This is a genomic window from Ottowia sp. oral taxon 894 (genome assembly GCF_001262075.1).
Lineage (GTDB): Bacteria > Pseudomonadota > Gammaproteobacteria > Burkholderiales > Burkholderiaceae_C > Ottowia > Ottowia massiliensis.
The window spans coordinates 90,889-117,024 of the sequence record NZ_CP012073.1 but is presented as its reverse complement, the minus strand read 5'-3'; the positions used below and the strand labels follow the sequence as shown (position 1 = coordinate 117,024).

At 65.0% G+C, this 26,136-nt stretch carries 26 protein-coding genes; 16 read left to right on the top strand and 10 right to left on the bottom strand.

What is annotated here, in order from left to right; genetic code table 11:
- Positions 1-30: 30 nt before the first annotated feature.
- Both ADJ79_RS00460 and ADJ79_RS00455 read right to left on the bottom strand, forming a co-directional pair.
- Complete coding sequence (locus ADJ79_RS00460) at positions 31-990, bottom strand: Hsp33 family molecular chaperone HslO (protein WP_050714313.1); 960 nt, start codon at positions 988-990, stop codon at positions 31-33.
- A 60-nt stretch (positions 991-1,050) separates the two neighbouring features.
- The gene (locus ADJ79_RS00455; RefSeq protein WP_050714312.1) at positions 1,051-1,830 is read right to left on the bottom strand and encodes a 3-hydroxybutyrate dehydrogenase; all 780 of its coding nucleotides are present in this window, start codon (positions 1,828-1,830) and stop codon (positions 1,051-1,053) included.
- A gap of 150 nt (positions 1,831-1,980) precedes the next feature.
- Here ADJ79_RS00455 and pncB point away from each other — a divergent pair, with 150 nt between their 5' ends.
- The 3 genes from pncB (at position 1,981) to ADJ79_RS00440 (ending at position 5,940) form a co-directional block, all read left to right on the top strand.
- Positions 1,981-3,168 (top strand): nicotinate phosphoribosyltransferase, encoded by a 1,188-nt coding sequence (gene pncB / locus ADJ79_RS00450; protein WP_050714311.1) that lies wholly within the window; start codon positions 1,981-1,983, stop codon positions 3,166-3,168.
- 68 nt (positions 3,169-3,236) lie between these two features.
- A complete protein-coding gene (locus ADJ79_RS00445) occupies positions 3,237-4,670 on the top strand; it encodes a sodium:proton antiporter (RefSeq protein ID WP_050714310.1) in 1,434 nt (477 codons plus the stop codon).
- 91 nt (positions 4,671-4,761) lie between these two features.
- Positions 4,762-5,940 carry a pyridoxal phosphate-dependent aminotransferase gene (locus tag ADJ79_RS00440; RefSeq protein ID WP_050714309.1) on the top strand — a complete coding sequence of 393 codons (1,179 nt, stop codon included), beginning with the start codon at positions 4,762-4,764 and terminating at the stop codon, positions 5,938-5,940.
- A 327-nt stretch (positions 5,941-6,267) separates the two neighbouring features.
- Here the strand turns inward: ADJ79_RS00440 and ADJ79_RS00435 are convergent, their stop codons facing one another.
- Positions 6,268-6,720, bottom strand: coding sequence for a universal stress protein (locus tag ADJ79_RS00435; RefSeq protein WP_050716304.1), 453 nt, complete (start codon positions 6,718-6,720; stop codon positions 6,268-6,270).
- A 93-nt stretch (positions 6,721-6,813) separates the two neighbouring features.
- Between ADJ79_RS00435 and ADJ79_RS00430 the strand changes: the two genes are divergently transcribed.
- Genes ADJ79_RS00430 through ADJ79_RS14885 form a run of 5 tightly spaced genes read left to right on the top strand, consistent with a single transcriptional unit; the run spans position 6,814 to position 10,238 of the window.
- Positions 6,814-7,368, top strand: a complete 555-nt coding sequence (locus tag ADJ79_RS00430) for a hypothetical protein (protein ID WP_050714308.1) — start codon at positions 6,814-6,816, stop codon at positions 7,366-7,368.
- A gap of 52 nt (positions 7,369-7,420) precedes the next feature.
- Positions 7,421-8,392 (top strand): inositol monophosphatase family protein, encoded by a 972-nt coding sequence (locus ADJ79_RS00425; RefSeq protein WP_082202744.1) that lies wholly within the window; start codon positions 7,421-7,423, stop codon positions 8,390-8,392.
- A complete protein-coding gene (trmB, locus tag ADJ79_RS00420; protein WP_050714307.1) occupies positions 8,389-9,204 on the top strand; it encodes a tRNA (guanosine(46)-N7)-methyltransferase TrmB in 816 nt (271 codons plus the stop codon). Before ADJ79_RS00425 ends, trmB begins: the two co-directional genes overlap by 4 nt.
- A 10-nt stretch (positions 9,205-9,214) precedes the next feature.
- Complete coding sequence (locus ADJ79_RS00415) at positions 9,215-10,063, top strand: zinc ribbon domain-containing protein (protein ID WP_050714306.1); 849 nt, start codon at positions 9,215-9,217, stop codon at positions 10,061-10,063.
- 13 nt (positions 10,064-10,076) lie between these two features.
- Entirely contained in the window at positions 10,077-10,238 is a 162-nt protein-coding gene (locus tag ADJ79_RS14885) for a hypothetical protein (protein ID WP_172673991.1), read from the top strand.
- A gap of 714 nt (positions 10,239-10,952) precedes the next feature.
- Here ADJ79_RS14885 and ADJ79_RS00405 read toward each other — a convergent pair.
- Both ADJ79_RS00405 and glnA read right to left on the bottom strand, forming a co-directional pair.
- On the bottom strand, positions 10,953-11,480 hold the full coding sequence (locus tag ADJ79_RS00405; protein ID WP_253273833.1) for a hypothetical protein: 528 nt from the start codon (positions 11,478-11,480) through the stop codon (positions 10,953-10,955).
- Between the two features lie 214 nt (positions 11,481-11,694).
- A complete protein-coding gene (gene glnA, locus ADJ79_RS00400; protein WP_050714304.1) occupies positions 11,695-13,110 on the bottom strand; it encodes a type I glutamate--ammonia ligase in 1,416 nt (471 codons plus the stop codon).
- A 522-nt stretch (positions 13,111-13,632) separates the two neighbouring features.
- Between glnA and ADJ79_RS00395 the strand changes: the two genes are divergently transcribed.
- The 8 genes from ADJ79_RS00395 (at position 13,633) to ADJ79_RS00350 (ending at position 21,847) form a co-directional block, all read left to right on the top strand.
- Positions 13,633-14,283, top strand: coding sequence for a mechanosensitive ion channel family protein (locus ADJ79_RS00395; protein WP_082202743.1), 651 nt, complete (start codon positions 13,633-13,635; stop codon positions 14,281-14,283).
- A gap of 304 nt (positions 14,284-14,587) precedes the next feature.
- Positions 14,588-15,004: a hypothetical protein gene (locus tag ADJ79_RS00390; protein ID WP_156303917.1), complete on the top strand. Its 417-nt coding sequence runs from the start codon at positions 14,588-14,590 to the stop codon at positions 15,002-15,004.
- A 190-nt stretch (positions 15,005-15,194) separates the two neighbouring features.
- Positions 15,195-16,118, top strand: coding sequence for an alpha/beta hydrolase (locus tag ADJ79_RS00385; RefSeq protein WP_156304253.1), 924 nt, complete (start codon positions 15,195-15,197; stop codon positions 16,116-16,118).
- A 650-nt stretch (positions 16,119-16,768) separates the two neighbouring features.
- Entirely contained in the window at positions 16,769-17,698 is a 930-nt protein-coding gene (locus ADJ79_RS00375) for an ABC transporter permease (protein ID WP_050714300.1), read from the top strand.
- Between the two features lie 4 nt (positions 17,699-17,702).
- Positions 17,703-18,500 (top strand): ABC transporter ATP-binding protein, encoded by a 798-nt coding sequence (locus tag ADJ79_RS00370; RefSeq protein ID WP_050714299.1) that lies wholly within the window; start codon positions 17,703-17,705, stop codon positions 18,498-18,500.
- Positions 18,501-18,843: 343 nt separating this feature from the next.
- Positions 18,844-19,650 carry a thiazole synthase gene (locus ADJ79_RS00360; RefSeq protein ID WP_050714297.1) on the top strand — a complete coding sequence of 269 codons (807 nt, stop codon included), beginning with the start codon at positions 18,844-18,846 and terminating at the stop codon, positions 19,648-19,650.
- Positions 19,651-19,920: 270 nt separating this feature from the next.
- Positions 19,921-21,468 carry a 2-isopropylmalate synthase gene (locus ADJ79_RS00355; RefSeq protein WP_050714296.1) on the top strand — a complete coding sequence of 516 codons (1,548 nt, stop codon included), beginning with the start codon at positions 19,921-19,923 and terminating at the stop codon, positions 21,466-21,468.
- Between the two features lie 163 nt (positions 21,469-21,631).
- Positions 21,632-21,847: a hypothetical protein gene (locus ADJ79_RS00350; RefSeq protein ID WP_050714295.1), complete on the top strand. Its 216-nt coding sequence runs from the start codon at positions 21,632-21,634 to the stop codon at positions 21,845-21,847.
- Positions 21,848-21,901: 54 nt separating this feature from the next.
- Here ADJ79_RS00350 and ADJ79_RS00345 read toward each other — a convergent pair whose 3' ends face one another.
- The 5 genes from ADJ79_RS00345 to cysT all read right to left on the bottom strand — a co-directional run bounded on the left by ADJ79_RS00345 (position 21,902) and on the right by cysT (position 26,109).
- Complete coding sequence (locus ADJ79_RS00345) at positions 21,902-22,447, bottom strand: DJ-1 family glyoxalase III (RefSeq protein WP_050714294.1); 546 nt, start codon at positions 22,445-22,447, stop codon at positions 21,902-21,904.
- Between the two features lie 502 nt (positions 22,448-22,949).
- Complete coding sequence (locus ADJ79_RS00340) at positions 22,950-24,038, bottom strand: sulfate/molybdate ABC transporter ATP-binding protein (protein WP_050714293.1); 1,089 nt, start codon at positions 24,036-24,038, stop codon at positions 22,950-22,952.
- A 99-nt stretch (positions 24,039-24,137) separates the two neighbouring features.
- A complete protein-coding gene (locus ADJ79_RS00335) occupies positions 24,138-24,329 on the bottom strand; it encodes a hypothetical protein (protein WP_050714292.1) in 192 nt (63 codons plus the stop codon).
- The gene (gene cysW, locus ADJ79_RS00330; RefSeq protein ID WP_050714291.1) at positions 24,326-25,276 is read right to left on the bottom strand and encodes a sulfate ABC transporter permease subunit CysW; all 951 of its coding nucleotides are present in this window, start codon (positions 25,274-25,276) and stop codon (positions 24,326-24,328) included. Before cysW ends, ADJ79_RS00335 begins: the two co-directional genes overlap by 4 nt.
- A complete protein-coding gene (gene cysT, locus ADJ79_RS00325; protein WP_050714290.1) occupies positions 25,273-26,109 on the bottom strand; it encodes a sulfate ABC transporter permease subunit CysT in 837 nt (278 codons plus the stop codon). Before cysT ends, cysW begins: the two co-directional genes overlap by 4 nt.
- Positions 26,110-26,136: the final 27 nt, after the last annotated feature.

The following is a 26,136-nucleotide window of genomic DNA, read 5'->3' as shown; positions in this document are numbered from 1 at the left end:
TTGGGGGGCGGCCCGATGCAGGTTCTGCGCTTATTGCAGGCCCTGCGGCGCTTGCGGCTGCTGGGCGGGCGGAGTGAAAAGGCGGGCCACGTCCACGGCGTCAAAGCGGTACTGCTGGCCGCAGAAGTCGCAGCCCACTTCGATGCGGCCTTGCTCGCGCAGGATGTCTTCGGCCTCATGCCGGCCCAGTCCGGCAATCATGGCGGCCACGCGCTCGCGGCTGCAAGAGCAGGCAAAGCGCGCGGTTTGCGGCTCAAAGCGCAGCACGCGCTCTTGCCAGAACAGGCGGTGCAGGATTTCATCGGCGCTCAAAGAGAGCAGTTCCTGGCGTTGCAGGCTTTGCGCCAGCAGGCTGATGCGGCGCCAGTCATCCCCGCCAGCATCGCCCGCATCCTCGCGCGCCACATGGCTTTGCGAGAGGTTGCCCTGGCCTTGCACGGGCAGGCGCTGGATAAGCAGGCCCGCCGCCACGTGTTCGTCGGCGGCCAGAACCAGCGTGGTGTCCAGCTGTTCGGACTGGCGCATGTAGTGCGCAAGCGCCGTGGCCACATCGGGCGCGTCTGCCAGCGACACCACGCCCTGGTAGGGCGGATGGCCGGGCAGGCGGCCGCGCGCGTCCAGCGTGATGGCGCAGCGGCCCTTGCCGTGGACATTGACCATATCTGCCAGCGTGGCGCCCGGGGGCACTTCGCCCGCCACGGTGGCGGTGGCGCGCAGGCGCAAATCAGACTGCACCTCCGCCACGGCCAGCTTGACGGGACCGTCGCCCATCATTTGCAGCACCAGCGCGCCGTCAAACTTGATGCCTGCCTGCATCAGCGCGGCGGCGGCCGTCATCTCGCCCAGCAGCGCGGCCACAGGCTGCGGCCAGGGGCCGGTTTGCGTGTTGGCTGCGCGGCGGGCCAGCACTTGCTGCCAGGCGTCCGTCAGGCGCACCAGCTGGCCGCGCACGGGCAGGCCATCGAAGATGAATTTGTGTAGTTCAGACATGGGCGCTCACATGGGGCCGGGGGCGGTTTTGTCAATGGCGTCAAGGGACAGGCGAGGGGGTTACTGCGCCGTCCAGCCGCCGTCGTTGGACCAGGCGATGCCGCGCATGTTGTCAGCGGCGGGAGAGCACAGAAAAACAGCCATCTGGCCCAGTTGCTGCGGGGTGGTGAATTGCAGGGAAGGCTCTTTTTCGCGCAGCAGGTTTTCCTGCGCCTGCTGCACGCTGATGCCTTGCTGCGCGGCGCGGTCGTCAATCTGCTTTTGCACCAGAGGGGTGAGAACCCAGCCGGGGCAGATGGCGTTGCAGGTGACGCCGGTGGTGGCGTTTTCCAGCGCCACGGCCTTGGTCAGGCCGATGAGGCCGTGCTTGGCAGCCACGTAAGCGCTTTTGCCAGCAGAGGCCGCCAGGCCGTGAGCGGAAGCGACGTTGATGATGCGGCCCCAGTTGCGGCGCAGCATGTGCGGCAGCGCCAGGCGCGTGGTGTGGAAGGCGGAGCTGAGGTTGATGGCGAGGATGGCGTCCCACTTTTCGGGCGGAAAGTCCTGCACGCTGGCCACATGCTGAATGCCGGCGTTATTGACCAGCACGTCCACGCCGCCAAAGCGGCTGGCGGCGAATTCCATCATGGCGGCAATGTCGGCAGGGCGGCTCATGTCGGCGGGGTGGTGCTCCACGCGCGCGCCCAGCGCGGCAATCTGCGCCTTGGCCGCTTCGGCGTCGCCAAAGCCGTTCAGCACGAGGCTGGCGCCCTGGCGCGCCAGTTCAATGGCGATGCCCAGGCCGATGCCGCTGGTGGAGCCGGTGACGAGCGCGGTTTTGCCCTGGAGGGAGAAGGTCATGATGTTTCCTTTCGGGTGATGGCGTGGGAGCCTGTTCAAAGTCTGGCCGCAAAGGGCGAAAGGGCCGATCATGACAGGGCGGCGGCAGGCAGCGCCGTTAAACTCTCGCGCCGTTTTTTCCCCTTGCTTCCCCCTGCGCGCGGATGGCCCATGATCATTGAAAGCCTGCTCGATACCGATCTGTACAAGTTCACCATGATGCAGGTGGTGCTGCATCAGTTTCCGGGCGCGCAGGTGGAGTACCGCTTCAAGTGCCGCAACCCGGGCATCCGGCTGGCGCCGTATGTGGAGGAGATTCGCGAGGAAATCCGCCATTTGTGTTCGCTGCGTTTCGCGGAGCAGGAGCTGGCCTATCTGCGTTCGCTGCGTTTCATCAAGAGCGACTTTGCCGATTTCCTGGGCATCTTCCGCCTCAACGAAAAGTACGTGACGCTCCAGCCGCTGCCCAATGAGGAAATCAGCATCGTCATCCAGGGGCCGTGGCTGCACACCATCTTGTTCGAGATTCCGCTGCTGGCCATCGTCAATGAGGTGTACTTCCGCAACACGCAGCCGCGCCCCGACCTGGCCGAGGGCGACCGCCGCCTGCACGGCAAGATGGCCCAGCTCAAGGCCGACGGGCTGCAAGAACTCAAGATTGCCGATTACGGCACGCGCCGGCGCTTTTCGCGCGTGTGGCACGAGGGGCTGCTGCGCCAGCTGATGCAAGGGCTGGGCACGGGCGCCAGCGGCCAGCTGGCGGGCACGAGCAATGTGCTGTACGCCATGCAGCTGGGGCTGACGCCGCTGGGCACCATGGCGCACGAATACCTGCAAGCCTGCCAGGCGCTGGGGCCGCGCCTGCGCGACAGCCAGATTTTCGGTTTCGAGAAATGGGCCAAGGAGTACCGGGGTGATCTGGGCATTGCCTTGTCTGACGTGTACGGCATGGCCGCTTTCTTGCGCGACTTCGATCTGTATTTCTGCAAGCTCTTTGACGGCGCGCGCCACGACAGCGGCGATCCCTTTTCCTGGGGCGAGCGCATGCTGGCGCACTACGCGCAGCACCGCATCAATCCGCGCACCAAAACGCTCATCTTCTCTGACGGCCTGACGGTGCCGCGCACCATTGAGCTGTATCAGCGCTTCAAGGGGCGCTGCCAGCTGGCCTTCGGCATCGGCACCAACCTCACCAACGATCTGGGCTACGAGCCGCTGCAAATCGTGATCAAGATGACGCGCTGCAACGGCCAGCCCGTGGCCAAGGTGTCTGACACGCCCGGCAAGGGCATGTGCGACGACGAGAACTATCTGGCCTACCTGCGGCAGGTATTCCAGATTCCGCCGCCCGCCGTCTGAAGCTGACGGCCGTCTTCCGGCCGCCAGCCTTCTTGCCTTTTCCCCGTCTTGCGCTCCGAATAAGAACAATGCTCCCGCTCCACGCGTTCCGCCCCTTTGCCTTGCTGACTTTGCTGCTGGCCTGTCCCGCCCTGGCGCGGGCGGCGGGGCCGGACGGCAGCCAGCTGCACCCGCTCTGGGGCGTACCGTTCGTGGGCGTGCTCGCTTCCATTGCGCTGCTGCCCATGGCCGCGCCGCGCTTTTGGCACCAGCATTTCGGCAAGGTCACGGCAGGCTGGTCCCTGCTGTTTTTGCTGCCTTTTGCCGCTGTTTTCGGCGTGCAGGCGGCGCTGCTGGGGCTGGCGCACGCGCTGGTGGCCGAATACATCCCTTTCATCTTGCTGCTGCTGGCGCTGTTCACGGTGGCGGGCGGCATTCACGTGCGCAGCAGCTTGCGCGCCACGCCGCTGGTGAATGCGGGCTTTCTGGCCGTGGGGGCGCTGCTGGCCAGCGTGATGGGCACCACGGGCGCGTCGATGGTGCTGATTCGCCCGCTGCTCAAGGCCAATGAAGGGCGGCGGGCAGTGGCGCACGTGGTCATTTTTTTCATCTTCATCGTCTCCAACGCGGGCGGCGCGCTCACGCCGCTGGGCGATCCGCCGCTGTTTCTGGGCTTTCTGGCGGGCGTGGATTTTTTCTGGACGCTCAAACACCTGTGGCCGCACACGCTGCTGCTGATTGGCGCGCTGCTGGCCCTGTTTTTCGCCATTGACACCTGGCACGCGCGCCGCGAATCGCACCGGCCCGGGCCGCAGCCCCAGGCCGCTGGCGCCGCGCCCGGCCAGCCGCTGTTGCAATTCGAGGGCAAGGTCAATCTGGCCCTGCTGCCTTTCATTCCCGCGCTGGTGCTGATGAGCGGGGCCTGGCACAGCGGCGTGCAGTGGCAAGTGGCGGGCGCGCACATTTCGCTGCCCGATGTGCTGCGCGATGCGGGGCTGGTGGCCGTCACGGCCCTGTCGCTCTGGCTCACGCCCGCCGCTGCGCACCGGAGCAACCAGTTCACCTGGGAGCCGATGCTGGAAGTGGCCAAGCTCTTTGCGGGCATCTTCATCACCATCGCGCCCGTCATCGCCATGCTGCAAGCAGGCATGCAGGGGCCTTTCGCGGGCATCCTGCACGCCGTCACGCGGCCTGACGGCGCGCCCATTCCCGCCATGTATTTCTGGGCCTCCGGCGCGCTCAGCTCCGTGCTGGACAACGCGCCCACTTACCTGGTCTTTTTCAACACCGCCGGCGGCAGCGCGCCCGCCCTCATGGGGCCGCTGGCCAGCACCCTGGCGGCCATTTCGGCGGGCGCGGTCTTCATGGGGGCCAACACCTACATCGGCAACGCGCCCAATCTCATGGTCAAGTCCATCGCCGAAGAGCGCGGCGTGCGCATGCCCAGCTTCTTTGGCTACATGCTGTGGTCGGTGGGGCTGCTCACGCCCTTGTTCGTGGCGCTGACGCTGCTGTTTTTCTGACAGATGCTACGGAAACCATAGCGGCCCGCGCTGATTCCACTAGGACTTCAGGCCGATTTCATGCCTAAGGCCCGCCAGCCTCCGTTCCACCATGCCTCATACCGCTTCCCCTTTTCCTCCCCTTGAAACGCGCCTGCCCGGCGTGGGCGACAACATCTTCAGCGCCATGTCCGCGCTGGCGGCGCGGCACCAGGCCATCAACCTCGGCCAAGGCTTTCCCGACTTTGCCTGCGACGCCGCGCTGACTGACGCCGTGACCCAGGCCATGCGCGCAGGCCACAACCAGTACGCCCCCATGCCGGGCGTGCCCGCGCTGCGCCAGGCCATTGCCGCGCAGCTTCAGGCCCTTTACGGCCGCGCTTACAGCGCCGAGAGCGAAATCACCATCACCGCCGGAGCCACGCAGGCCATCTTCACCGCCATTCTTTGCTGCACGCAGCCAGGCGACGAAGTCATCGTGCTCGAACCCTGCTACGACAGCTACCTGCCCGGCATCCGCCTGGCGGGCGCGGCGGCCGTGCGCGTGCCGCTGGCGCCGGGAAGCTTCCGGCCCGACTTTGACCGCCTGGCCGCCGCCATCACCCCGCGCACGCGCGCGCTGATCATCAACACCCCGCACAACCCTACCGGCACTGTGTGGTCCGCCGCCGACATGCAGCGCCTGCAAGAAATCCTTGCTCCCACGCGCATCGCGCTCATCAGCGACGAGGTTTACGCCCACATGGTCTATGCCCCCCTGCGGCACGAAAGCGCCGCGCGCCTGCCGGGCCTGGCCAGCCGCGCGTTCGTCATTGGCAGCTTTGGCAAAACCTTCCACGTCACGGGCTGGAAGGTGGGCTACGTGGCCGCCCCGGCGGCTCTCACGGCCGAGCTGCGCCGCCTGCATCAGTTCAACGTGTTTTGCGTGAACACGCCCATGCAGCACGGCATTGCCGCCTACATGCAAAACCCCGCGCCCTGGCAGCAGCTGCCAGCCTTCTATGCCGCCAAGCGCGACCGCTTTCGCGCGGGCCTGGCGCAAACGCGCTTTCGCCTGCTGCCCTGCGAGGGCGCCTACTTTCAGTGCGCCGATATTTCAGAGCTTCACGTGCCCGAGCGCGACTTGCCCGAGGCGACGTTTTGCGAATGGCTCACACGCGAAATCGGCGTGGCCGCCATTCCGCTTTCGGCCTTCTACGCCGATGGCCTGGACCAAAAACTCATCCGCTTTTGCTTCGCCAAGAAAGACGAAACCCTGCAAGCCGCGCTACAGCGGCTGGCGCGCCTGTAAGGGCCTGTCACCAAAAAGGAAATTTGCGGCAAACGACCGTCATTTATCCAAGTGACACGACCGTTGAACAGTGGGGTGCAAAAGCACTTTCCGGCAGGTCAGCGTAAAGGCAGGCCCCGGGTGCATAGCGCCCGGAACATGATCAACGCCATCTTTTATGTGCAGGCCACGGGCTGCCAAACCACTGACCGTCGATAGCGCGCACTACCCAAGGACTACCCGCCCTGGTGTCTGCCATGCGAAGCAGGCACGAAAACAGGCCCGCATGCCTTACCGGAAGCATGCGGGCCTGTGAGGCGGGTGGAAAGGAAAATGATTGGCCCTGGCTTACTGCTGCGCCTGCTTGCCGTGCACGACCAGCACGGGCAAGGTGGCGCCGGAGAGCACGCGCTGGGCCACGCTGCCGAGCACGAGTTTTTCAAGGCCGCGGCGGCCATGCGATCCCATCACGATGAGATCAGCGCCCACGGCTTGCGCGGCTTCCAGAATGCCGCGCGAGGCCGAGTTGGCCTCTACCACGCGCTTGTGCACCTTCACGCCGGCTTCTTCAAGGCGCGCGGCCACGGCATCGACGGCGGCATTGGCCTCAGCGGTGGCGGCGGTCAGGTACTGGTCTTGGCCATAGGCAAAATCTGCGCCCACGCCAGTAAAGGGGTAGGGGTCAATCACATAGACCGTCGTGACCTCGCTGCCGAATGCCTTGGCCAGGGCCTGCGCGTTGTCTACGGCGGAAAAGGCCGTGGCGGAACCATCAACGGGCACCAGAATGTGTTTGAACATGACGGACATCTCCTTTCAGGGGTTGGCAACAAAAACCTCTCTCGCAGGCATTGTGCCTGCGCCGCCCATGCGCGTGATTGACGGCTGTCAAAAATGACTAGGGCGCTGTATCGCAGGCGGCAGCTGGCGCGCGCCGTGGCGGGCCTGGCCGCGCTGGGGCTGCTGGCTTTTGGCTGGCTTGGCTGGCAGGTGATGTCCGCCCGGCCTGCCGCAGAGCTGGCTGCTGCGCAAGGGTTGTACGTGGCGAATCTGGCGCCTGGCCGCTATCGCTGGGCCGAGGCGCCCGCGCTGCCAAGGGGCGCGCAACTGCCGGAGGGCGCAAGCTTGCACGTTTTGCTGCTGCGTTTGCCAGATGGGGCGCTGCACGCCTTTTACGCCACGGCGGTGGAGGGCCGCCCTGCCCTGCCTGCGGGCGGCGGGCATTTGGGCGCGGCGGGGCTGCCGTGCGCGGATTTCGCGCCCGATTTCGCCCGGCAGGACATTGCCTGCCGCCAGGCTGCACCCGGGTTTGAATTCGCGCTGCGCCACCGCTGGTCGCTCACGGGGCAGCCGCTGACGCCCAATACGCCGCCTTTGCCCGTGGCCGCAGGGCACGAAACGGGCGGGCAATGGCTGCCTGATCTGGCTGCGCAGGCAGCGCTGCCATGAGAAAATCAGCCGCTTTTGCCAGCGCCAGCGTTTTTCCGCGTTTCTTTTCCTTATGTCGTTTTCCCTGCACCCCATGCTCAATGTCGCCATCAAGGCCGCCCGCGCCGCTGGCTCCATCATCAACCGCGCGGCACTGGATGTGGAGGCGGTGCGCGTGTCGCAAAAGCAGGTGAATGATTTCGTGACGGAGGTGGATTACGCGAGCGAAAACGCCATCATTGAAACGCTGCTTTCGGCTTATCCGCAGCACGGCATTTTGGCGGAGGAGTCGGGCCAGGAGCGGGGCAACCGCCAGTCGGATCACGTCTGGATCATTGACCCGCTGGACGGCACCACCAATTTCATTCACGGCTTTCCCGTTTATTGCGTGAGCATCGCGCTGAGCGTGCGCGGGCGCGTGGAACAGGCCGTGGTGTACGACCCTTCGCGCAATGACCTGTTCATGGCCTCGCACGGGCGCGGCGCGTATCTAAACAACCGCCGCATCCGCGTGAGCCGCCGCACGCAGCTGGGCGACTGCCTGGTCGCCACGGGCTTTCCCTTCCGCAAGGGTGACGACTTTCAGGGCTACCTGCAAATCATGGCCGAGATGATGAAACGCACCGCCGGCTTGCGCCGCCCCGGCGCAGCCGCGCTGGACCTGGCCTACGTGGCCGCTGGTTTTTCCGACGGCTTTTTTGAAACTGGCCTGCAAGCCTGGGACACCGCAGCCGGTGCGCTGCTGGTCACGGAGGCGGGCGGCCTGGTGGGCAACTTCACGGGCGAGGCCGACTTCATCACGCCGCGCGAATGCCTGGCCGGCAATCCGCGCGTCTATGCCCAGCTGGTGAACGTGCTGCGCCCCTACTCGCGCGCGCAGCCGCCCGCACCCGCTCGCAAGCGGCCCAAGGCCAAGCCGCAAGATGCCGCCAGCGCTTCTTCCGTCACACCCGCCATCACGCCTGAAACCGCACTGGCCCACGCGCTGGGCGGCACCCCGCCAGCCAGCGGCGCAGCAGCTCCCACGGAACACGACACGCCGTGACCGCTCTGCCCGAAACCCGTGCCGCCGCTGCGCCTGGCGCGCTTGATGAGGCTGGCGCGCCCGTCAGCGCGGCGCGCCCCCGCGCCATCCGCAGCTTCGTCACCCGCGCGGGCCGCGTTACCACCGGGCAGGCCCGCGCCTTGGCCGAGCTGGGGCCGCGCTATGTGCTGCCTTTCGATCCGGCCACTACGGATCTGATAGCAAGCTTTTCAGCCTGCGCCAGCGCAAACGGCCAAAAACGCTATGAAAAAGCCGTGCTTGAAATCGGCTTTGGCATGGGCCAGGCCACGGCGCACATCGCCCGCCTCATGCCGCAAACGCTGTTCATCGGCTGCGAAGTGCATGCGCCCGGCGTGGGCGCGCTGCTCAAGCTCATGGGCGAGCAAGGGCTGGACAACATCCGCATCCTTCAGCACGACGCGGTGCAGGTGCTCGAAAGCATGATCGCCCCCGGCAGCCTGCACGGCATCCACATCTTCTTTCCCGATCCCTGGCACAAAAAGCGCCACAACAAGCGCCGCCTCATCCAGCCCGCCTTCGCGCATGAGCTGGCCCTGCGCCTGGCCCCCGGCGGCTACCTGCACTGCGCCACCGATTGGCAGCCCTACGCCGAGCAAATGCTGCAAGTGCTCAGCGCCGAAGCCCTGCTGCAAAACACGGCCAGCGGCTACGCCCCCCGGCCCGCCTACCGCCCCCTGACGAAGTTCGAGCAGCGCGGCTTGCGCCTGGGCCACGGCGTGTGGGATCTGGTCTTCACGCGCGCCGCTGAACCGCCCGCCGTCTCTTGCCCTTCGCCATGCCCCCTGCCATGACGGCCTTGCCATGAGCACCATCTTCTGCCCCAACTGCGGCGCTCCCAACCGCGAAACCGCCAAATACTGCGGCAAATGCGCCGGGCTGCTCGCCCCGCTTTCGCCCGCAACCATGGTCATGGACTACGAGCCAGAGCGCAAACGCAGGCGCAGACGCCGCAGCGGCAGCAGGCGCGCCGCCCGGCCCGCCAAGCGTTCGCCCTGGCCCTTCGTGCTCATCGTGTGCCTGGCTTTGGGCGCGGGCTTGGCCAGCGCATGGATCACGCAGCAGTACGCCGCCCGCAACGCGGCGCCCGCCCCTGCCCTGCAAGCTGCCGCCCCGGCAGCAGCCACGCCCCCTCCGCCGCCCGCGCCTGCTCCCGCCGCACAAACACCTGCTCCCGAACCCGCACCCAGCCCGGCGCCTGAAGACGCAGCCGCGCCAGACACACCTGCACCTGACGACAGCGCCGCACCTTCGCCAGCAAACGGCGAAACCGCCAGCCAAGCCGCCGATGAAGAGCAGGCCCCTGCGCCTGCCGTCGAAACGCCTGCCGCCACGGCTCACGCCCAGCCGGCTGCCCGCCTTGAGCACCGCAAAACCTTGCCGCCAGGCAACCGCCGGGCAGCCGCGCCCAGGCCCGCCACGGCGCCCGCGCACGCCGCCGCCCCTCTGCCTGAGCCGCCGCCTGCGGCAGCTCCCACACCCGTTGCGCCGCCCCCGCCCACTCCCGCGCAAGCCTGCGCAGGCCGCCAGTTCCTGGCCCGCTCCATCTGCCTGCAACAGGAATGCAGCAAGCCGGGCATGGGCCGGCACGCCGTCTGCGTACAGATGCGCGAACGCGAACGCGCGCTCCAGCAAGGCAGCGGCGGCGCGTGACGCGTCTCACCACATGAAAAAGGGCTGCCTGAAAGCAGCCCTTTTCTTTTCCAGCCGCCCCGCCATCCAGCGCAGCCAGACCATCACGCGCGCAGGCATGGCGAAGCGCCAGACGCATTCAATGGCTTATTCCCGGCTCGAATTTCGCTCCTCTATTTATAGCTATACGTCCTAGTCAAATGGGCGCAAGCGCCTTTTTGGCATGCCCAAATTCGCTCCTCTTTTTGATTATCCATCCAGCTGCCGCAGCAGCTTTGCCAGACCTGCCGCGCAGTCCTGTGCCCTTTTTCTGATTTCTTTCTCTCCATAAAGCACAGAAGAAGCGCCATAAAAATAAAACGGGTCTGTCTATATAGCGCATTTGGGTTAATAAGCAGCTTGCTCTGGGGTCTTGCATAGATCACGCGCACAAAAAATGCGCCTTACCATCAGCGCGATAATCCTGTTCAAGCGCGCCAACCATTATGCAGGGAATGAAATTGCCCCCTTTAAATTACCGCCTTCATCGCCACGGGAAAACCGTTCGCAAACATGCAATCAAAATACTGATTCAGAATGGCGGGGATGCTATGCAATATAAAGATTGGAGCCAATGCTGTTAATCCGCCTTGCTTGTTGCCTCCTTCATGCCGCGCCTTCTGCTCTCTAGCTGGCAAGTGCTTTTATGGCAGCCATCCGGGCAGTTTCTTCTACTCTGGAAGCGCTCTTGCTCCGTGATGACTTCGCCAGCCGCCGATTGAATGCACCCGGGCGCTATCTTTCTCTGGCTTGCAAACTGCGATATTCGTCCGGGGAGGACGCCGCAAAACAGGCTAAAGAGCATGAAAAAACGCCCTTCAAATCTGATGATTCTCCGGGCGTTTGCCGAGGGCGTTTCAATGAGCCGGCATCACGAGCCTTTCTGGAAGCGCGCCAGCTCGCGGCGTATGCCTTCGATGTCGCTCTTGTTGCGGTCAATGGCGTCTTTCATCTTGCTGACGCGGTCGTTATAGAAGGCGGGGTTTCGCATTTCAATCGCATTCTTTTCTGGCTGGCCATTGTTGTATTCGCGCTCCAGCTGGGCCTGCACGCTCTCGGCGCGTTGTAGCTCGTTTTCAAGAATGGCGCGCGCATCGGCATCGCGCGCGCGCTGGGCGGGCGAATCATTGCGGGGAGCGGCGGATGCGCTGCCGCCGCCACTGCTGCTGCCGCCACCGCCGCTGGCGCGCGGGGCGGCATTGCCGGGGGCGCGATAGCCGCTGATGACCGTTACGTTGCCGCCTTCGATCAGCTTGCAGTCCTTGCGCTTGTCCACCTTGCCGTTGGTGTACTCATTGCCGCAGCGGTAGATGCGGTCTTGCGCGGCAGCTGGCGCTGCGGCCATGGCGGCGCAGGCCAGAGCGGCAAGAAAACAGGCATATGCAATGGGTTGTTTCATGGGTGCGGCCTTCATCTCGAATGAGGGAATTCACAAAGTATCGTTGATACAGCCTGTTTCAACAAGCCGGAAATTTGTAAAAGGGAAAGGACAGCGCGGGCCGTCCTTGGCGCTGCCCTTTCCCTGCGCGGCTGGGGCGCAGCCGGAGCGCGCCAGAACCCGCTCAGGGCCTGGCCGCGCTTTTCATGCCCTTGAACGGACCTTGAACAGGTTCTCAGAGCGAGAAATACATGTCGTATTCCACGGGATTGACTTGCACGCGCACGCGATTGACTTCAAGCATTTTCAGCTCGATGAAGGCATCGAGCATGCTGTTGGTGAAAACGCCGCCTTTGGTGAGGAAGGCGCGGTCAGCATCCAGCGCCTGAAGCGCCTGGTCAAGGCTGTGGCACACGGTGGGCACCAGGCGGTCTTCTTCAGGCGGCAGGTGGTAGAGGTCTTTGGTGGCGGCTTCGCCGGGGTGGATTTTGTTTTCGATGCCGTCCAGCCCCGCCATCAGCAAGGCGGCAAAGCACAGGTAGGGGTTGGCCATGGGGTCGGGAAAGCGCGCTTCCACGCGGCGCGCCTTGTCGCTGCTGACGTGCGGGATGCGGATGGCGGCGGAGCGGTTGCGGCCCGAGTAGGCCAGCTTCACGGGCGCTTCAAAGTGCGGCACCAGGCGCTTGTAGCTGTTGGTGGTGGGGTTGGTGATGGCGTTGAGCGCGCGCGCGTGCTGGATGATGCCGCCGATGTAGTAGAGCGCATCGTCTGACAGGCCCGCATAGCCATTGCCCGCAAACAGGTTGCGCCCGCCTTTCCAGATGGACTGGTGCACGTGCATGCCGCTGCCGTTGTCGCCGTGGTAGGGCTTGGGCATGAAGGTGGCGGTTTTGCCGTAGGCGCTGGCCACGTTCCAGATGACGTATTTCATGCGCTGCGTCCAGTCGGCGCGCTCGACCAGCGTGCTGAAGCGGGTGCCGATTTCCATTTGCCCCGCGCCGCCCACTTCGTGGTGGAACACTTCCACGGGGATGCCCAGCTCTTCGAGAATCAGCACCATTTGCGCGCGCATGTCTTGCGCGCCGTCCACGGGCGGCACGGGAAAGTAGCCGCCCTTGACGCAGGGGCGGTGGCCGAAGTTGCCGCCTTCCATGTCAGTGCCGCTGTTCCACGGCGCCTGGTAGGAGTCCACTTGGTAGAAGGTGTGGTTCGGCTCGGTGCCCCATCGCACATTGTCAAACACGAAAAACTCCGGCTCGGGGCCGAAATAGGCCGTGTCGCCCACGCCGCTGGCTTTCAGGTACGCCTCGGCGCGGCGGGCGATGGAGCGCGGGTCGCGGTCATAAGCCTTGCAGTCATCAGGCTCCAGCACGTCGCAGGTGAGCACGAGCGTGGGTTCTTCAAAGAAGGGGTCGATGAAGGCGGTGGCCGGATCGGGCATGAGCAGCATGTCAGACGCTTCAATGCCCTTCCAGCCCGCGATGGAAGAGCCGTCAAAGGCATGTCCATCGCTGAATTTGTCTTCATCAAAGGCCGAAACGGGCACGCTGGTGTGGTGCTCTTTGCCCAGCGTGTCGGTGAAGCGCAAATCAACGAACTTGCATTCGTTTTCGCTCACCAGCTTCATGACATCGGCGACGGTTTTTGTCATTCAGAAATCTCCTGCGAAAGTGGGATAGGCGGCGCAGCAGGCCGCAGAAACGCACGCACGGCCCAGCGCACCATCAAGCGCCCCATTGTGCCGCGCGCCTGCACGGCTGGCAGCGGTAGGCTTTGTGAAACGCATGACGCGCTTTCAGCGTGCGCCAGAAAACCGCTCGCGATCCGCGCAGCCCCACCAAGCTGCCGCAGCGCTTGAAGATCACAAGCGTCACCGCACAAAACTTATACGCCCAGCAACATGGCAAGGCCGGAGCCATTCAGAGGCTGTCTTTAGCCAGTGGCGAGCGCTACCCTGGGACTACCACAGGTCTGCAAACACCTTTGCCCGCTGGCGTTAGCGCGGCGTGTGGGATGTGTTGCTGGCGCTGCTGCGCCAGCAAGCGCGCGCCAAGGCAGGCAGGCGGGCCAGGCCACGCTGCGCACCGTTTTTTGCGCCGCAGCCTGACAATCCGCCGCCTGGCAGAAAAAGCCGCCGCGCGCCGCGCTGGCGAATACCTCATCGACACAAGCAATGACCTACCTCTGGAATGAATACCTCGCCACCTTGCCAGCTTCGCTGCGGGAATGGATGCGGGGCCTGCTGCCGCTGCTGCAAATTCTGCTGATTGCCATTGGAGCCGTACTGCTGCAAAGGCTGCTGCGGCGCGTGACGAACCGCGTGGCCGAGCGCTACCGCCTGCCCGCCGAATTCAACTTCATCACCCGCCGCCTGCTCACTTTCGTGGTGTATGGCAGCGCCTGGCTGCTGGCGCTGGAGCGCCTGGGCGTATCGGGCGCGGTGCTCTGGAGCGCCTTCACTGGCTTTGCCGCCGTGGCCGCCGTGGCCTTTTTTGCCGCGTGGAGCGTGCTATCCAACATTTTTTGTTCGCTGCTGATATTCACCACCGGCATATTCAGGCTGAATGACCGCATCGAAGTGCTTGAAAACGGCGAAAAAGCCGGCCTCAAAGGCCGCGTGATAGACATCAACCTGATCTACACCACGCTCGAGGAAAGCGGCAATGGCCGCGAAGGCACCGTGCTGAAAGTGCCCAACAGCCTGCTATTTCAGCGCGCCCTGCGCCAATGGCGCGCCGGCTCGCAGCAAGTGGCTGTGCCTGCGCGGCCTTATCACGAAACACCGCCCGAAGAGCCGCCGCAAGAGCCAGCAAAAATGAATTGAACGGTTGATTGAAGTGACGCCCGTTCCCTCGATATAAAAAGGCCGCATTCATTTTGAATCGCATATGGACTCGTATAGGGATGCAAAAACATTGACGTTATTGAAGTCAAACTGAGCGGCCCCCACGCCAGCGGCGCCACGCCGCCGCTTCCTGGCGGGCGCTGGGGGTTCAAAACTGAAGGCTGATCAGACTGGTGATTCAGCCCATCTTTATGTCAGGCATATGATGAAAATCATTGACAGATGTTCATGCGGATCCATTGGCTTTGGGGCCGTTTTTTTTCTTTTCTTGTGGAGCGCAGCCATGCTGACCTCTCATGCCGCTGAAAATTTTCTGTCATCATTTCCTGCGCCAGCCTATTCCAGCCCGGCCTCTGAAGACCTGCCTCAAGCCCGCGCGCTGAAGCAGCATGTGCGCGACTTCGTTTCAAGCCAATATCATGTCAGTTCGGAATATCCACCGCGCTTTTTCAAAGTAGCGGCGGATGCGACTCCCGACATGATCAGAAAAAATTTTTCCAATTGGGTGCTCGAACATGGCAGCAAATCGTTGCCTTTTGATGGGCCGGAATTGTTCGATTATGATTTGAATATTCTTGCCTTGTTCGAGAGCGGATTCATGTGGAACAGAAAGATATTCGGCATCGCCATGTCGGAAACGCATCCAGGGCAGATGGAAGATGCTTTGGTAATCTATTTTGTTCTGGAGCCGGCAAGCTGATGGCCGCGTTCCGCTTTCCGTTCAGCAGCTTGCATGTGAAGCGGACAAAATGCCCTTCAAAACCCAATGAAGCGCAGGGTCGCGCGCGCTCCGGAAAACGATTTTTTTTGACGGGCATGAAAATCATCGGATGACCGCCACGCCATCCGCGATTTCAGAAACCGTGCTGCCCCGTCAACTTACCCCTGCCATGCGCGCCCTGCTGGAACGCATGGGCCGTGCAGGCCGCCCGCCCCTCGAAAGCCTGCCGCCTGCACAGGCGCGCGCCTTTTATGAGCGCAATGCGGGCGTGCTGGACATTGCCCCCGCGCCCCTGCCGCGCGTGCAGGATGTGCGCATCCCGGCCCGGGACGGCGCCGCTTTGCACGCACGCCTTTACGCACCCCGCCCGGCTGAAGAAGGGCCGCCGCTGCCCGCCCTGCTGTATCTGCATGGCGGCGGCTTCACGCTGGGCAGCGTGGCCACGCATGAGAGCCTGTGCCGCGCACTGGCTGCACAAAGCGGCGTGGCCGTGCTTGCGCTGGACTACCGCCTGGCGCCCGAGCACCGCTTTCCCACTGCCGTGCATGACGTGTGGGACGCGCTGCGCTGGCTGGCCGCTGAAGGCGCGGCCCTGGGGCTGGATGCTTCGCGCCTGGCTGTGGGGGGCGATTCGGCGGGCGGCACCCTGGCGGCGGTGGCGGCCATCCATGCACGCGATGAGGGCCTGCCGCTGGCGCTGCAACTGCTGATCTACCCCGGCACAACGGCGCATCAAGACACCGAATCACACCAGCGCCTGCGCCACGCGCCGCCGCTGACCGAAGCGGCCATTTCCTGGCTGTTTGGCAACTACATCGCCCCGCACGAACGCACCGACTGGCGCTTTGCCCCCCTGCTGCATGACGACGTGGCAGGCGTGGCGCCCGCCTGGCTGGCCCTGGCCGAATGCGACCCGCTGGTCGATGAAGGCCTGGCCTACGCCGACAAACTGCGCATGGCGGGCGTGCCCGTGCAGCTGGAGCTGTACCGGGGCATGGTGCACGGCTTCATCCAGTTTGGCCGCGTCATCCCTGAAGCACTAACCGCCCAGCAAGAAGCCGCTGCTGAGCTGGCGCAGGCGCTGCTGGCTTGAGAGGGTTGTTTACCGTCCGCCCGTGGGCGCAAAAAGCGTGGATTCGGGCGGTCTGCGGCGTGTTGCCAATCCTCGCTGTGCTGCGCCATTGGGCCGTAAAGCCCGTTTGACCCTCACGGTCAGATTGCAAGCAGGCTCTGAAAAGAAGGGCTAGGCGCAAGCTGGAGACAGGCAAGTATTTTGCTCCTATATCACTAGCATAGTGTCCTAGTGGAAACTGCGCGAAGCTTCATTTTAACACCCTTCGATTTGCTCCTTTTTCTGATGTTATCTGCCGGGCAACAGGCGGCTTCTGAGTCGAGCCAGCGGCCTGTGGCCTGCAATGACCGTGTCTGAAACGGGCAGGGCGAAGCTGGGGGCGGATGAGGCGTGCGTGCCGTGACGCAGCCTTTCACCCGGCCTGCGCTTCTGGCTTGTGCTTGCGCGCCCACGGATGGATTGCAAACAGGCCCTGATTTCTGCGGCCCCTCTCGCACGCCGCGCGGGCATGCCGCGCCCTAAAATCCGCCCCGTTTTTGTTTGCCGCGCGCGCCGCCAGCCTTTGCCGCTGGCGTTTTTCATGGCGCGGCGCTTTTTCATGCTTTTGCCCACGAGTTTTGCCATGCCCCATTCACTGACCGGCGCCGCGCCGCTGCCGAGGTAAGGCCGCCATGTCGCTGTTTTCTTTCATGGGGGCGCTGGAGATGGGCTTCATCTTCGCGCTGGTGGCGCTGGGGGTGCTGCTCTCGTTTCGCATTCTGGACTTTCCCGATCTCACGGCCGATGGCAGCTTTCCGCTGGGCGGGGCAACGGCGGCGGTGCTCATCGTGGCGGGCTGGAACCCGTGGCTGGCCTGCCTGGCGGCGGCGGTGGCGGGCGCGGCGGCGGGGCTGCTGACGGCCTGGCTTTACGTGCGGCTGGGCATCATGCAGCTGCTCGCTTCCATCCTGACGATGATTGCGCTGTATTCGGTGAATCTGCGCATCATGGGCGCGCCCAATCTGTCGCTGCTGGGCGAGCCTTCGGTTTTCTCGCCCTTTCTCACCGATGACAACGCCATGTGGGCCAGGCCGCTGGCGCTGGGGCTGGTGGTGCTGGCGGTCAAGCTGGGGCTGGACGGGTTTTTTGCCTCGCAAACGGGGCTGGCGCTGCGGGCCACGGGGGCCAATCCGCGCATGGCGCGCGCGCAGGGCGTGCCCACGGGGCGGCTCACGCTGGGGGGCATGGCGCTGTCCAACGCGCTGATTGCGCTGGGCGGCGCGCTGTATGTGCAAGTGCAGGGCGGGGCCGACGTTTCCATGGGCGTGGGCACCATCGTCATTGGCCTGGCGGCGGTGATCATTGGCGAGACGCTGCTGTCCGCGCGCCTGATCTGGGTGGTGACGCTGGCCACGGCGCTGGGCGCGCTGGCATACCGCCTGTTCATCGCGCTGGCGCTGGAGGCCGATTTCATCGGCCTGCAAGCGCAAGACCTGAACCTGGTGACGGCCACGCTGGTGGCCGTGGCGCTGGTGCTGCCCAAGATCAAGGCGCGGCTGTGGCCGCGCCGCGCCGCGCCTGCATCGTCACCATCATCTCGCGCACCGCAAGCAAAGGGCTGACGCCATGCTCCAAGCCAAGGCATTGCACAAAACCTTCAACCCCGGCACGGTGATCGAAAACCACGCGCTGCGGGGCCTGAGCCTGACCATTGACGAGGGCGAATTCATCACCGTCATCGGCAGCAACGGCGCGGGCAAATCCACTTTTCTGAACGCCATCAGCGGCGACTTGAAGGTGGACGAAGGCCAAATCATCATCGACGGCCAGGACGTCACCCGCAAAACCGCCTGGCAGCGCGCCGCGCAAGTGGCCCGCGTGTTCCAGGACCCGATGGCCGGCACTTGCGAGAGCCTGAGCATCGAAGAAAACCTGGCGCTGGCCTGGCAGCGCGGCCAGCGCCGCCATCTGCTGCGCCGCGCCGTGCGCGCCAGCCAGCGCGCGCTGTTTCGCGACAAGCTCGCCACGCTCGGCCTGGGGCTGGAAGCGCGCCTGACCGACCGCATGGGCCTGCTGTCTGGCGGGCAGCGGCAGGCGGTGAGCCTGCTGATGGCCTCGCTCCAGCCCTCGCGCCTGCTGCTGCTGGACGAGCACACCGCCGCGCTCGATCCCAAAACCGCCGCCTTCGTGCTGCGGCTGACCGACCAGATCGTGCAAAGCCAGGGCCTGACGGCGCTCATGGTCACCCACTCCATGCGCCAGGCGCTGGACCACGGCACGCGCACCGTCATGCTGCATCAGGGGCAGGTGGTACTGGACGTTCGCGGCGCCGAGCGCGCCGCGCTGGACGTGCCCGATTTGCTCGCCATGTTCAGCCGCGTGCGCGGCGAAGCGGTGGACGACGACAAGCTGCTGCTGGGCTGAAAGGCTTGCAGAAAAAGGCCGCCTTCAGAGCCATTTTTGTTCTCTTTTTTGCTCCTTGATTGATAGCGTGAGGTCCTAATGGAAAGGGCGCAAGCGCCGTTTCAAAGCCCCTGAATTTGCTCCTGTTTTAGTTAAAGACAGCCCTCGCGCTGGCGAACAAGGCGCGCGCTTTTGTGCTTTTGTGAATGAAGGCGCAACGCGTGGAGATGAACGCCCCCGCTTGCGGCGGCGGCAATTGCGGCTGCGGAAAATCAGGCGCCGCAAATTGCCCGGAGCCGCGCTTTTCGCGCCTGCGGGCCGATTGCAAACAGGTTTTCTCCATCAGCAACGCAAAAAACACACCATGCAGACACCGCAAGACCTCTGGCGCGTGGGCGACATCGCCTTCAGCAGCCGCTTTCTTCTGGGCACCGCCCGCTACCCGTCCCCTGCCGTGCTGCGCGAAGCCATGCGCGCCGCAGGCAGCCAGATCGTCACCGTGGGCCTGAAGCGCCAGACGGCGGCCAGCGGCAGCGACAACGGCTTCATCGACATGGTGCGCCAGGCCCTGCGCGAAACCGGCGCGCGCCTGCTGCCCAACACCGCCGGCTGCGCCAGCGCGCGCGAAGCCGTGCAGCTGGCCCACATGGCGCGCGAGCTGTACGGCACGCCGTGGATCAAGCTGGAAGTCATCGGCGACGACTACACCCTCCAGCCCGACCCGCAGGAGCTGGTGCGCGCCGCCGCCGAACTCGTGCGCGAAGGCTTCACCGTCTTTCCCTACTGCACGGACGATCTGGTGACCTGCCGCCGCCTGCTGGATGCGGGCTGCCCGCTGCTCATGCCCTGGGGCGCGCCCATCGGCTCCGGCCAGGGCCTCACAAACCCCTTTGCCCTGCGCCTGCTGCGCGAGCGCCTGCCTGAGGCCACGCTCATCATCGACGCGGGCATTGGCGCGCCCAGCCACGCCGCGCAAGCCATGGAAATGGGCTTTGACGCCGTGCTGCTCAACAGCGCCATCAGCTACTCGCCCGACCCGGTGCGCATGGCAGGCGCCTTCCGCCAGGCCATCGAGGCGGGCCGCGCCGCGTACCGGGCGGGCATCATGGCCAAGCAAGACTTCGCCGTGCCCAGCACGCCCGTCACGGGCAGCCCGTTTCTGATTGGCTGAAGCCGCCGGGCATGTGCAAGCCAGGCCAGGCAAGCCGGGACAAGCGCTGTGCTACATTCCGCCGCCATGTTCCACAGCGCCCTTTGCCTGCTACTAGCGCCCCGCGCGGGCGGCGGCATGGGCGCGCGCCTGGGAAGCTGACGGCAGCTTTTCCACGGCGCATCCTTTTTTCCCATTTCCGCAAAACGGCCCGCATGCATTCGCAGCGGGCCGTTTTTTTGTCTGGCGGATGCGTTTTTCCAACTTTCGGCATCTACAAGGAGAAAACCCATGACCGAGCAACTCATCATTTTTGACACCACCTTGCGCGATGGCGAGCAATCGCCCGGCGCGAGCATGACGCGCGATGAAAAACTGCGCATCGCCCGCCAGCTGGAGCGCCTGCGCGTGGACGTGATCGAGGCCGGCTTTGCCGCCGCCAGCGAGGGCGACTTTGAATGCGTCAAGGCCATTGCCGAGGCGGTGAAAGACTCCACCGTCTGCTCGCTCTCGCGCGCCAACGAGCGCGACATCACCCGCGCCGCCGAGGCCTTGAAAGGCGCGCAGCGCGCGCGCATTCACACCTTCATCGCCACCAGCGCGCTGCACATGGAGAAAAAACTGCGCATGACGCCCGAGCAAGTGCTCGAGCAGGCCCGCCAGTCGGTGCGGCTGGCGCGCAGCCTGTGCGCCGACGTGGAATTCAGCCCCGAAGACGGCTACCGCAGCGACCCGGACTTTCTTTGCCGCGTGATTGAAGCGGCCATTGCCGAAGGCGCCCGCACCATCAACGTGCCCGACACCGTGGGCTACGCCATACCGGAGCTGTTTGGCCAGTTCATCCGCAACCTGCGCGAGCGCGTGCCCAACAGCGACCAGGCCATCTGGAGCGTGCACTGCCACAACGACCTGGGCATGGCCGTGGCCAACAGCCTGGCGGGCGTGAAGATAGGCGGCGCGCGGCAAGTGGAATGCACCATCAACGGCCTGGGCGAGCGTGCGGGCAACTGCGCGCTGGAAGAAGTGGTGATGGCCGTGAAAACGCGGCGCGACTACTTCGGGCTGGACGTGGCCATTGACACCCGCCAGATCGTGCCCGCCAGCCGCATGGTCAGCCAGACCACGGGTTTTGCAGTGCAGCCCAACAAGGCCGTGGTGGGCGCCAACGCCTTCGCGCACGCCAGCGGCATTCACCAAGACGGCGTGCTCAAGGCGCGCGACACCTACGAAATCATGCGCGCCGAAGACGTGGGCTGGACGGCCAACAAAATCGTGCTCGGCAAGCTCAGCGGCCGCAACGCCTTCAAGCAGCGCCTGGACGAGCTGGGCGTGCACTTTGGCAGCGAAAGCGACATCAACGTGGCTTTCTCCAAATTCAAGGAACTGGCCGACCGCAAAAGCGAAATCTTCGACGAGGACATCCTCGCGCTGGTCAGCGACGAAAGCGTCACGCCCGGCAAGGAAGCCTACGGCCTGGTCTCCCTGGCCCAGCGCAGCGAAACCGGCGAGCGCCCCAGCGCCAGCATCGTCTTCACCGAAAACGGCCAGGAGCGCCGCGCCAGCGCCGAAGGCAACGGCCCCGTGGACGCCACCTTCAAAGCCATCGAATCGCAAGTGAACAGCGGCGCGGAACTGCTGCTTTTTTCCATCAACGCCATCACCAGCGGCTCCACCGAAAGCCAGGGCGAAGTCACCGTGCGCCTGCAACACGCGGGCCGCGTGGTCAATGGCGTGGGCGCCGATCCGGACATCGTCATCGCCGCCGCCAAGGCCTACCTGAGCGCCTTGAGCCGCCTGCGCGGCAAATCCGAAAAGGTGAAGGCGCAAGACTGGATCTGAACGGCCGCCCCGGTTCGCCAGGCTCCCGCCGCCAGAGCCGGAAACGGGGCCGCGAGCCAGAAAAAGGAACGCGCAGCCCGGATAATCCGCCGCGCGCTTTCCTATCCTGCTATCTGTTTTTTTCCCCCCTTTTTTCCAATCCGCAAGCGAAAGGCACTGGTCCATGCGAACTGAAATCTGGCTGGCCCTGGGCATCATCATCGGCGCGCTCGTCGGCTGGGCGCATGGCCGCGCTGAAGGCGAGCTGGTCATCGGCATTTTCTTTGGCGTCCTCGCAGGCGCCATGGCGGGCCTGTTCCTGCGCATGGCGCTGCCGCCCAAATACAAGAAAAAGCCGCAGGCGGACGAGCCGCCTGCCGAAGAGCGCAAACCGCGCTGATTTCTTCAAAGGCCGGGCTTTGCCGGCCTTTTTCATGGGCCAAACCGCGCGCGGTCAGTGCGCCAGCAGCAGCTGCCCGGCCACCTCGTCGCGCTTGGCTTTGCCAGCCAGCTGCTCCACCAGCGCCAGAGCGAAGTCCAGCGTCAGGCCGGGGCCTCGGCCCGTGGTGACAAGGCCATCGACAACCACGGCGCTGCCCGCCTGCAGGCGCGCGCCAGTCAGGCGGTCTTCAAAACCGGGGTAGCAAGTGGCGCTCTTGCCTTGCAGCAGGCCGATGCCGCCCAACAGTGCAGGAGAGGCGCAAATGGCCGCCACCTTGCCGCCTTGCTGCGCAAAAGCCAGCAGCCGCTGCTTCAGGCCGTCATGCTCGGCGTACTTCACGGTGCCGCCAGGCACCACGAGCATTTGCGCGGCGCTGAAATCGGCCATTTCAAACAGAACGTCGGCCTGCACCGTGACCTGATGGCCGCCTGTCACCTGCCGCTCGCCCGTGAGCGAGACGGTCTGCACGTCCAGTTGCGCGCGGCGCAGCACATCAACCGTGGCCAGGGCCTCGATTTCTTCAAAGCCAGTGGTGAGAAAAACGAAAACGTGTGCCATTGAAGCTCTCCTTTGGGTGGTGGAAAAAAGGAACGGGTCCACAGAGTCTGCGGATTGTCAGCCGCAGCTTTGCGGAAAGGTTTTCTGCGGCGGGACTGGCGATGCCTCCAAAGACCATTTCCGCGCGCAACAGCCAGCGGACGGGAATATGCCAGGCGGCACCCTCTGGAGAAGGCACTGGCGTGACCGACTCAGAAACTGCCAGCGAGCGCGGTTTGGCACGAACGGGCCGCGAGTAGAAGATGCAACCCTGCACTCGACTACCGCAGCGCCAGCACACCCGCGCTGGCTGGACTGCTACAAGGAAAGCGTCAGAAACAGGAGCAAATTTGCGGGGCAGAAATGCCGTTCAGCGCTGATTCCACTAGGACATCCCGCTATGAATAGATGAGCAAAAAAAGCCACTGCTGCTTCTCCCCGCGCTCCTTATTCCGGCCCGCTTTCTCACACCCGCGCTGCCGCGTCTGCGGCCAAATCGGGAGCTGGCGCCCGGAACAGACTCTCAAATCATGGCCGCCGGATCGTCGGCCATGTTGACGAACACGCGCGCGCGGCGGGGGCTGATGCGCACGGCGTCGCCTTCTTTCAGGCCCAGCGCCTGCCATTCGGCGACGGGCAGGTGCGCTTCCAGAATCTGGCCGCGCGGCTCCAGGGCGCTGAGTTCGAGCCGGGCCAGGGGACCGATGACGAGGGCGCGGTCCAGGCGCGCGGGCAGGCCGCTGGCGCCGGGCGCGTCGGCGCTGACGGCCAGGTCGGCAGGGCGCACGAAGGCCAGGGCTTCGGCGTCGGCGGCGTGGGGCGCGTCGGGCGCGGCCAGTTGCCAGTCGCCCACTTGCATCTGGCCGCCGCTGGCGCGGCCATGAAAGAGGTTCACGTCGCCCAGAAAGCCGTAGACGAAGGGGCTGGCGGGGTGCTCCCACACTTCTTGCGGCGTGCCTTGCTGTTCGATGCGGCCTTTGTTCATGACGACGACGCGGTCGGCCACTTCAAGCGCTTCTTCCTGGTCGTGCGTGACGAAGATGCTGGTGACGTTCAGCTCTTCGTGCAGGCGGCGCAGCCAGCGGCGCAGTTCCTTGCGCACTTTGGCATCGAGCGCGCCAAAGGGTTCGTCCAGCAGCAGCACTTTGGGGGCGACGGCCAGCGCGCGCGCCAGGGCGATGCGCTGGCGCTGCCCGCCCGAGAGCTGCGAGGGGTAGCGGCCCGCCAGCCAGTCCAGCTGCACCATTTGCAGCAGCTCGTGCACGCGCGCCTGGATGTGCGCTTCATCCGGGCGCTCTTTGCGGGGCTTGACGCGCAGGCCGAAGGCCACGTTGTCAAACACGGTCATGTGCCGGAACAGCGCGTAGTGCTGGAAGACAAAGCCCACGCCGCGCTGGCGCACGTGGACATCGGTCGTGTCCTGGCCGCCAAAGAGGATTTGCCCCGTGTCGGCGCTTTCCAGCCCGGCAATGATGCGCAGCAGCGTGGTTTTGCCGCAGCCCGAAGGCCCCAGCAGCGCCACCAGTTCGCCGCTGCCGATGTTCAGGCTGACGTCGCTCAGGGCCTGGAAGTTGCCGAATTGCTTGCTGATGTGCTGAATGTCGATGCTCATGGGTGTTTCGGGTGTGTGTCTGCCAGCGGCCATGAAGCCGGTTTTTTTGCTCCCGGTTTCATAGCATGATCTCAAGATAGGTCTGCGGCAAAGGCCGTTTCAGGCCTCTTCAATTTGCTCCTGTTTCTGAAGCCCTGCGCGCGCCTGCCATGCGCCAAGCAGCCCATACGCCGCGCCCGCCAGCAGCAGCGCGGCGGCCCAGCCGGGGGGCAGGTATTTGCCGACGGCGATGGCGGCCAGGCACAGGGCGCTGGCGGCCGAGGCGTGAACGAGGGCGCGGCGGCAGGTCATGGCGCAGTCCTTTCAGCGGGCGGGGCGGCGGGTGGGGCGGGTTCGGGCAGGGCGGCGGCGTCTTGCAGCTCCTTGGCGTGGCGCCACTCCACCAGGGTTTTGAGCGCGAGCGTGACCAGCGCCAGCAGCGCCAGCAGGCTGGCCACGGCAAAGGCGGCCTGGCCCTGGTATTCGTTGTAGAGCACTTCCACGTGCAGGGGCATGGTGTTGGTCTGCCCCCGGATGTGGCCGCTGACGACCGAGACGGCGCCGAATTCGCCCATTGCCCGCGCGTTGCACAGGATCACGCCATACAGCAGGCCCCAGCGGATGTTGGGCAGCGTCACGTGCCAGAAGGTCTGCCAGCCGCTGGCGCCCAGCACCTGCGCGGCCTGCTCCTCGTCGCTGCCTTGCGCCTGCATGAGCGGAATCAGCTCGCGCGCAATGAAGGGAAAGGTGACGAACACCGTCGCCAGCAAGATGCCCGGCACGGCGAAGATGACCTTGATGTCATGCGCGGCCAGCCACGGCCCCAGCCAGCCTTGCGCACCAAACACCAGCACGTAGCACAGCCCCGCCACCACGGGCGAGACGGAAAAAGGCAAGTCGATCAGCGTGATGAGAAACGGCTTGCCCCGGAACTCGAAGCGCGCCACGCACCAGGCCGCCGCCACGCCAAACACCAGGTTCAGCGGCACGGCAATGGCCGCCGTCAGCAGCGTCAGCCGCACGGCGGCCAGCGCGTCGGGCTGGCGCAGCGCCTCCACATAAGCCTGCCAGCCCGCGCCCAGCGCCTCGGCAAACACGGCCGCCAGCGGCAGCGCCAGAAACAGCGCCATGAAGCTAAGCGCCAGCGCCGTGAGCAGCCAGCGCACGGGCGCGCTCTCGGTGGTGCGCACGCGCTTGGGAACGGCGGGCGCGGCAGATGCAGGCGCGGCAGATGCGGACGGTTTCACGGACGCGCTCATGCGGCCTCTCCCTTGCGCCGGCGGCCCCAGGCTTGCAGCGCGTTGATGGCCAGCAGCATGGCAAAGGAAATCAGCAGCATCACCGTGGCCACGGCAGCGGCGCCCGCCGTGTCGTACTGCTCCAGCTTGCCGATGATGATGAGCGGCGCGATTTCGGAAACCATCGGCATGTTGCCCGCGATGAAGATGACCGAGCCGTATTCGCCCACCGCGCGCGCAAACGCCAGCGCAAAGCCCGTCACCAGCGCAGGCGCAATGGCCGGAAAGATGACGTGGCGAAACGTCTGCCAGCGCGTCGCGCCCAGGCAGGCGGCGGCCTCTTCCAGCTCTTTTTCCGCCTCTTGCAGCACCGGCTGCACCGTGCGCACCACAAAGGGCAGCCCGATGAAGATGAGCGCCACCACGATGCCCGCCGGCTTGAACGCCAGCTCCAGCCCCAGCGGCTCCAGCCAGCGCCCCACCCAGCCATTGCCCGCCAGCACCGCCGCCAGCGCAATGCCCGCCACCGCCGTGGGCAGCGCAAAGGGCAAATCCACCAGCGCATCAGCCAGCTTGCGCCCCGGAAATTCATAGCGCACCAGCACCCAGGCCAGCAGCAGGCCCGCCGCCACGTTCACCAGCGCCGCCGCCAGCGAAGCGCCAAACGTCAGCCTGAATGCCGCCAGCACGCGCGGCGCGGACACCGTGGCCCAGAAATCGCCCCAGCTCATTGAAAGCGAATAAGCCAGCAGCGCGCCCAGCGGCATCAGCACCACCAGGCCCAGATAAAGCAGCGTGTAGCCCAGCGTCAGGCCGAAGCCAGGCAGCACGCGAACCGTTTTACGGGGCCGCATAAATATACCTATATATTAAGTAATTAT

Excerpts from the sequence above, each read along its gene's own strand:
- ADJ79_RS00460 (WP_050714313.1), bottom strand. The coding sequence starts at position 990 with ATGTCTGAACTACACAAATTCATCTTCGATGGCCTGCCCGTGCGCGGC.
- ADJ79_RS00455 (WP_050714312.1), bottom strand. The coding sequence starts at position 1,830 with ATGACCTTCTCCCTCCAGGGCAAAACCGCGCTCGTCACCGGCTCCACC.
- pncB (WP_050714311.1), top strand. The coding sequence starts at position 1,981 with ATGATCATTGAAAGCCTGCTCGATACCGATCTGTACAAGTTCACCATG.
- ADJ79_RS00445 (WP_050714310.1), top strand. The coding sequence starts at position 3,237 with ATGCTCCCGCTCCACGCGTTCCGCCCCTTTGCCTTGCTGACTTTGCTG.
- ADJ79_RS00440 (WP_050714309.1), top strand. The coding sequence starts at position 4,762 with ATGCCTCATACCGCTTCCCCTTTTCCTCCCCTTGAAACGCGCCTGCCC.
- ADJ79_RS00435 (WP_050716304.1), bottom strand. The coding sequence starts at position 6,720 with ATGTTCAAACACATTCTGGTGCCCGTTGATGGTTCCGCCACGGCCTTT.
- ADJ79_RS00430 (WP_050714308.1), top strand. The coding sequence starts at position 6,814 with ATGACTAGGGCGCTGTATCGCAGGCGGCAGCTGGCGCGCGCCGTGGCG.
- ADJ79_RS00425 (WP_082202744.1), top strand. The coding sequence starts at position 7,421 with ATGTCGTTTTCCCTGCACCCCATGCTCAATGTCGCCATCAAGGCCGCC.
- ADJ79_RS00415 (WP_050714306.1), top strand. The coding sequence starts at position 9,215 with ATGAGCACCATCTTCTGCCCCAACTGCGGCGCTCCCAACCGCGAAACC.
- ADJ79_RS14885 (WP_172673991.1), top strand. The coding sequence starts at position 10,077 with ATGAAAAAGGGCTGCCTGAAAGCAGCCCTTTTCTTTTCCAGCCGCCCC.
- ADJ79_RS00405 (WP_253273833.1), bottom strand. The coding sequence starts at position 11,480 with ATGAAACAACCCATTGCATATGCCTGTTTTCTTGCCGCTCTGGCCTGC.
- glnA (WP_050714304.1), bottom strand. The coding sequence starts at position 13,110 with ATGACAAAAACCGTCGCCGATGTCATGAAGCTGGTGAGCGAAAACGAA.
- ADJ79_RS00395 (WP_082202743.1), top strand. The coding sequence starts at position 13,633 with ATGACCTACCTCTGGAATGAATACCTCGCCACCTTGCCAGCTTCGCTG.
- ADJ79_RS00390 (WP_156303917.1), top strand. The coding sequence starts at position 14,588 with ATGCTGACCTCTCATGCCGCTGAAAATTTTCTGTCATCATTTCCTGCG.
- ADJ79_RS00385 (WP_156304253.1), top strand. The coding sequence starts at position 15,195 with ATGCGCGCCCTGCTGGAACGCATGGGCCGTGCAGGCCGCCCGCCCCTC.
- ADJ79_RS00375 (WP_050714300.1), top strand. The coding sequence starts at position 16,769 with ATGTCGCTGTTTTCTTTCATGGGGGCGCTGGAGATGGGCTTCATCTTC.
- ADJ79_RS00370 (WP_050714299.1), top strand. The coding sequence starts at position 17,703 with ATGCTCCAAGCCAAGGCATTGCACAAAACCTTCAACCCCGGCACGGTG.
- ADJ79_RS00360 (WP_050714297.1), top strand. The coding sequence starts at position 18,844 with ATGCAGACACCGCAAGACCTCTGGCGCGTGGGCGACATCGCCTTCAGC.
- ADJ79_RS00355 (WP_050714296.1), top strand. The coding sequence starts at position 19,921 with ATGACCGAGCAACTCATCATTTTTGACACCACCTTGCGCGATGGCGAG.
- ADJ79_RS00350 (WP_050714295.1), top strand. The coding sequence starts at position 21,632 with ATGCGAACTGAAATCTGGCTGGCCCTGGGCATCATCATCGGCGCGCTC.
- ADJ79_RS00345 (WP_050714294.1), bottom strand. The coding sequence starts at position 22,447 with ATGGCACACGTTTTCGTTTTTCTCACCACTGGCTTTGAAGAAATCGAG.
- ADJ79_RS00340 (WP_050714293.1), bottom strand. The coding sequence starts at position 24,038 with ATGAGCATCGACATTCAGCACATCAGCAAGCAATTCGGCAACTTCCAG.
- ADJ79_RS00335 (WP_050714292.1), bottom strand. The coding sequence starts at position 24,329 with ATGACCTGCCGCCGCGCCCTCGTTCACGCCTCGGCCGCCAGCGCCCTG.
- cysW (WP_050714291.1), bottom strand. The coding sequence starts at position 25,276 with ATGAGCGCGTCCGTGAAACCGTCCGCATCTGCCGCGCCTGCATCTGCC.
- cysT (WP_050714290.1), bottom strand. The coding sequence starts at position 26,109 with ATGCGGCCCCGTAAAACGGTTCGCGTGCTGCCTGGCTTCGGCCTGACG.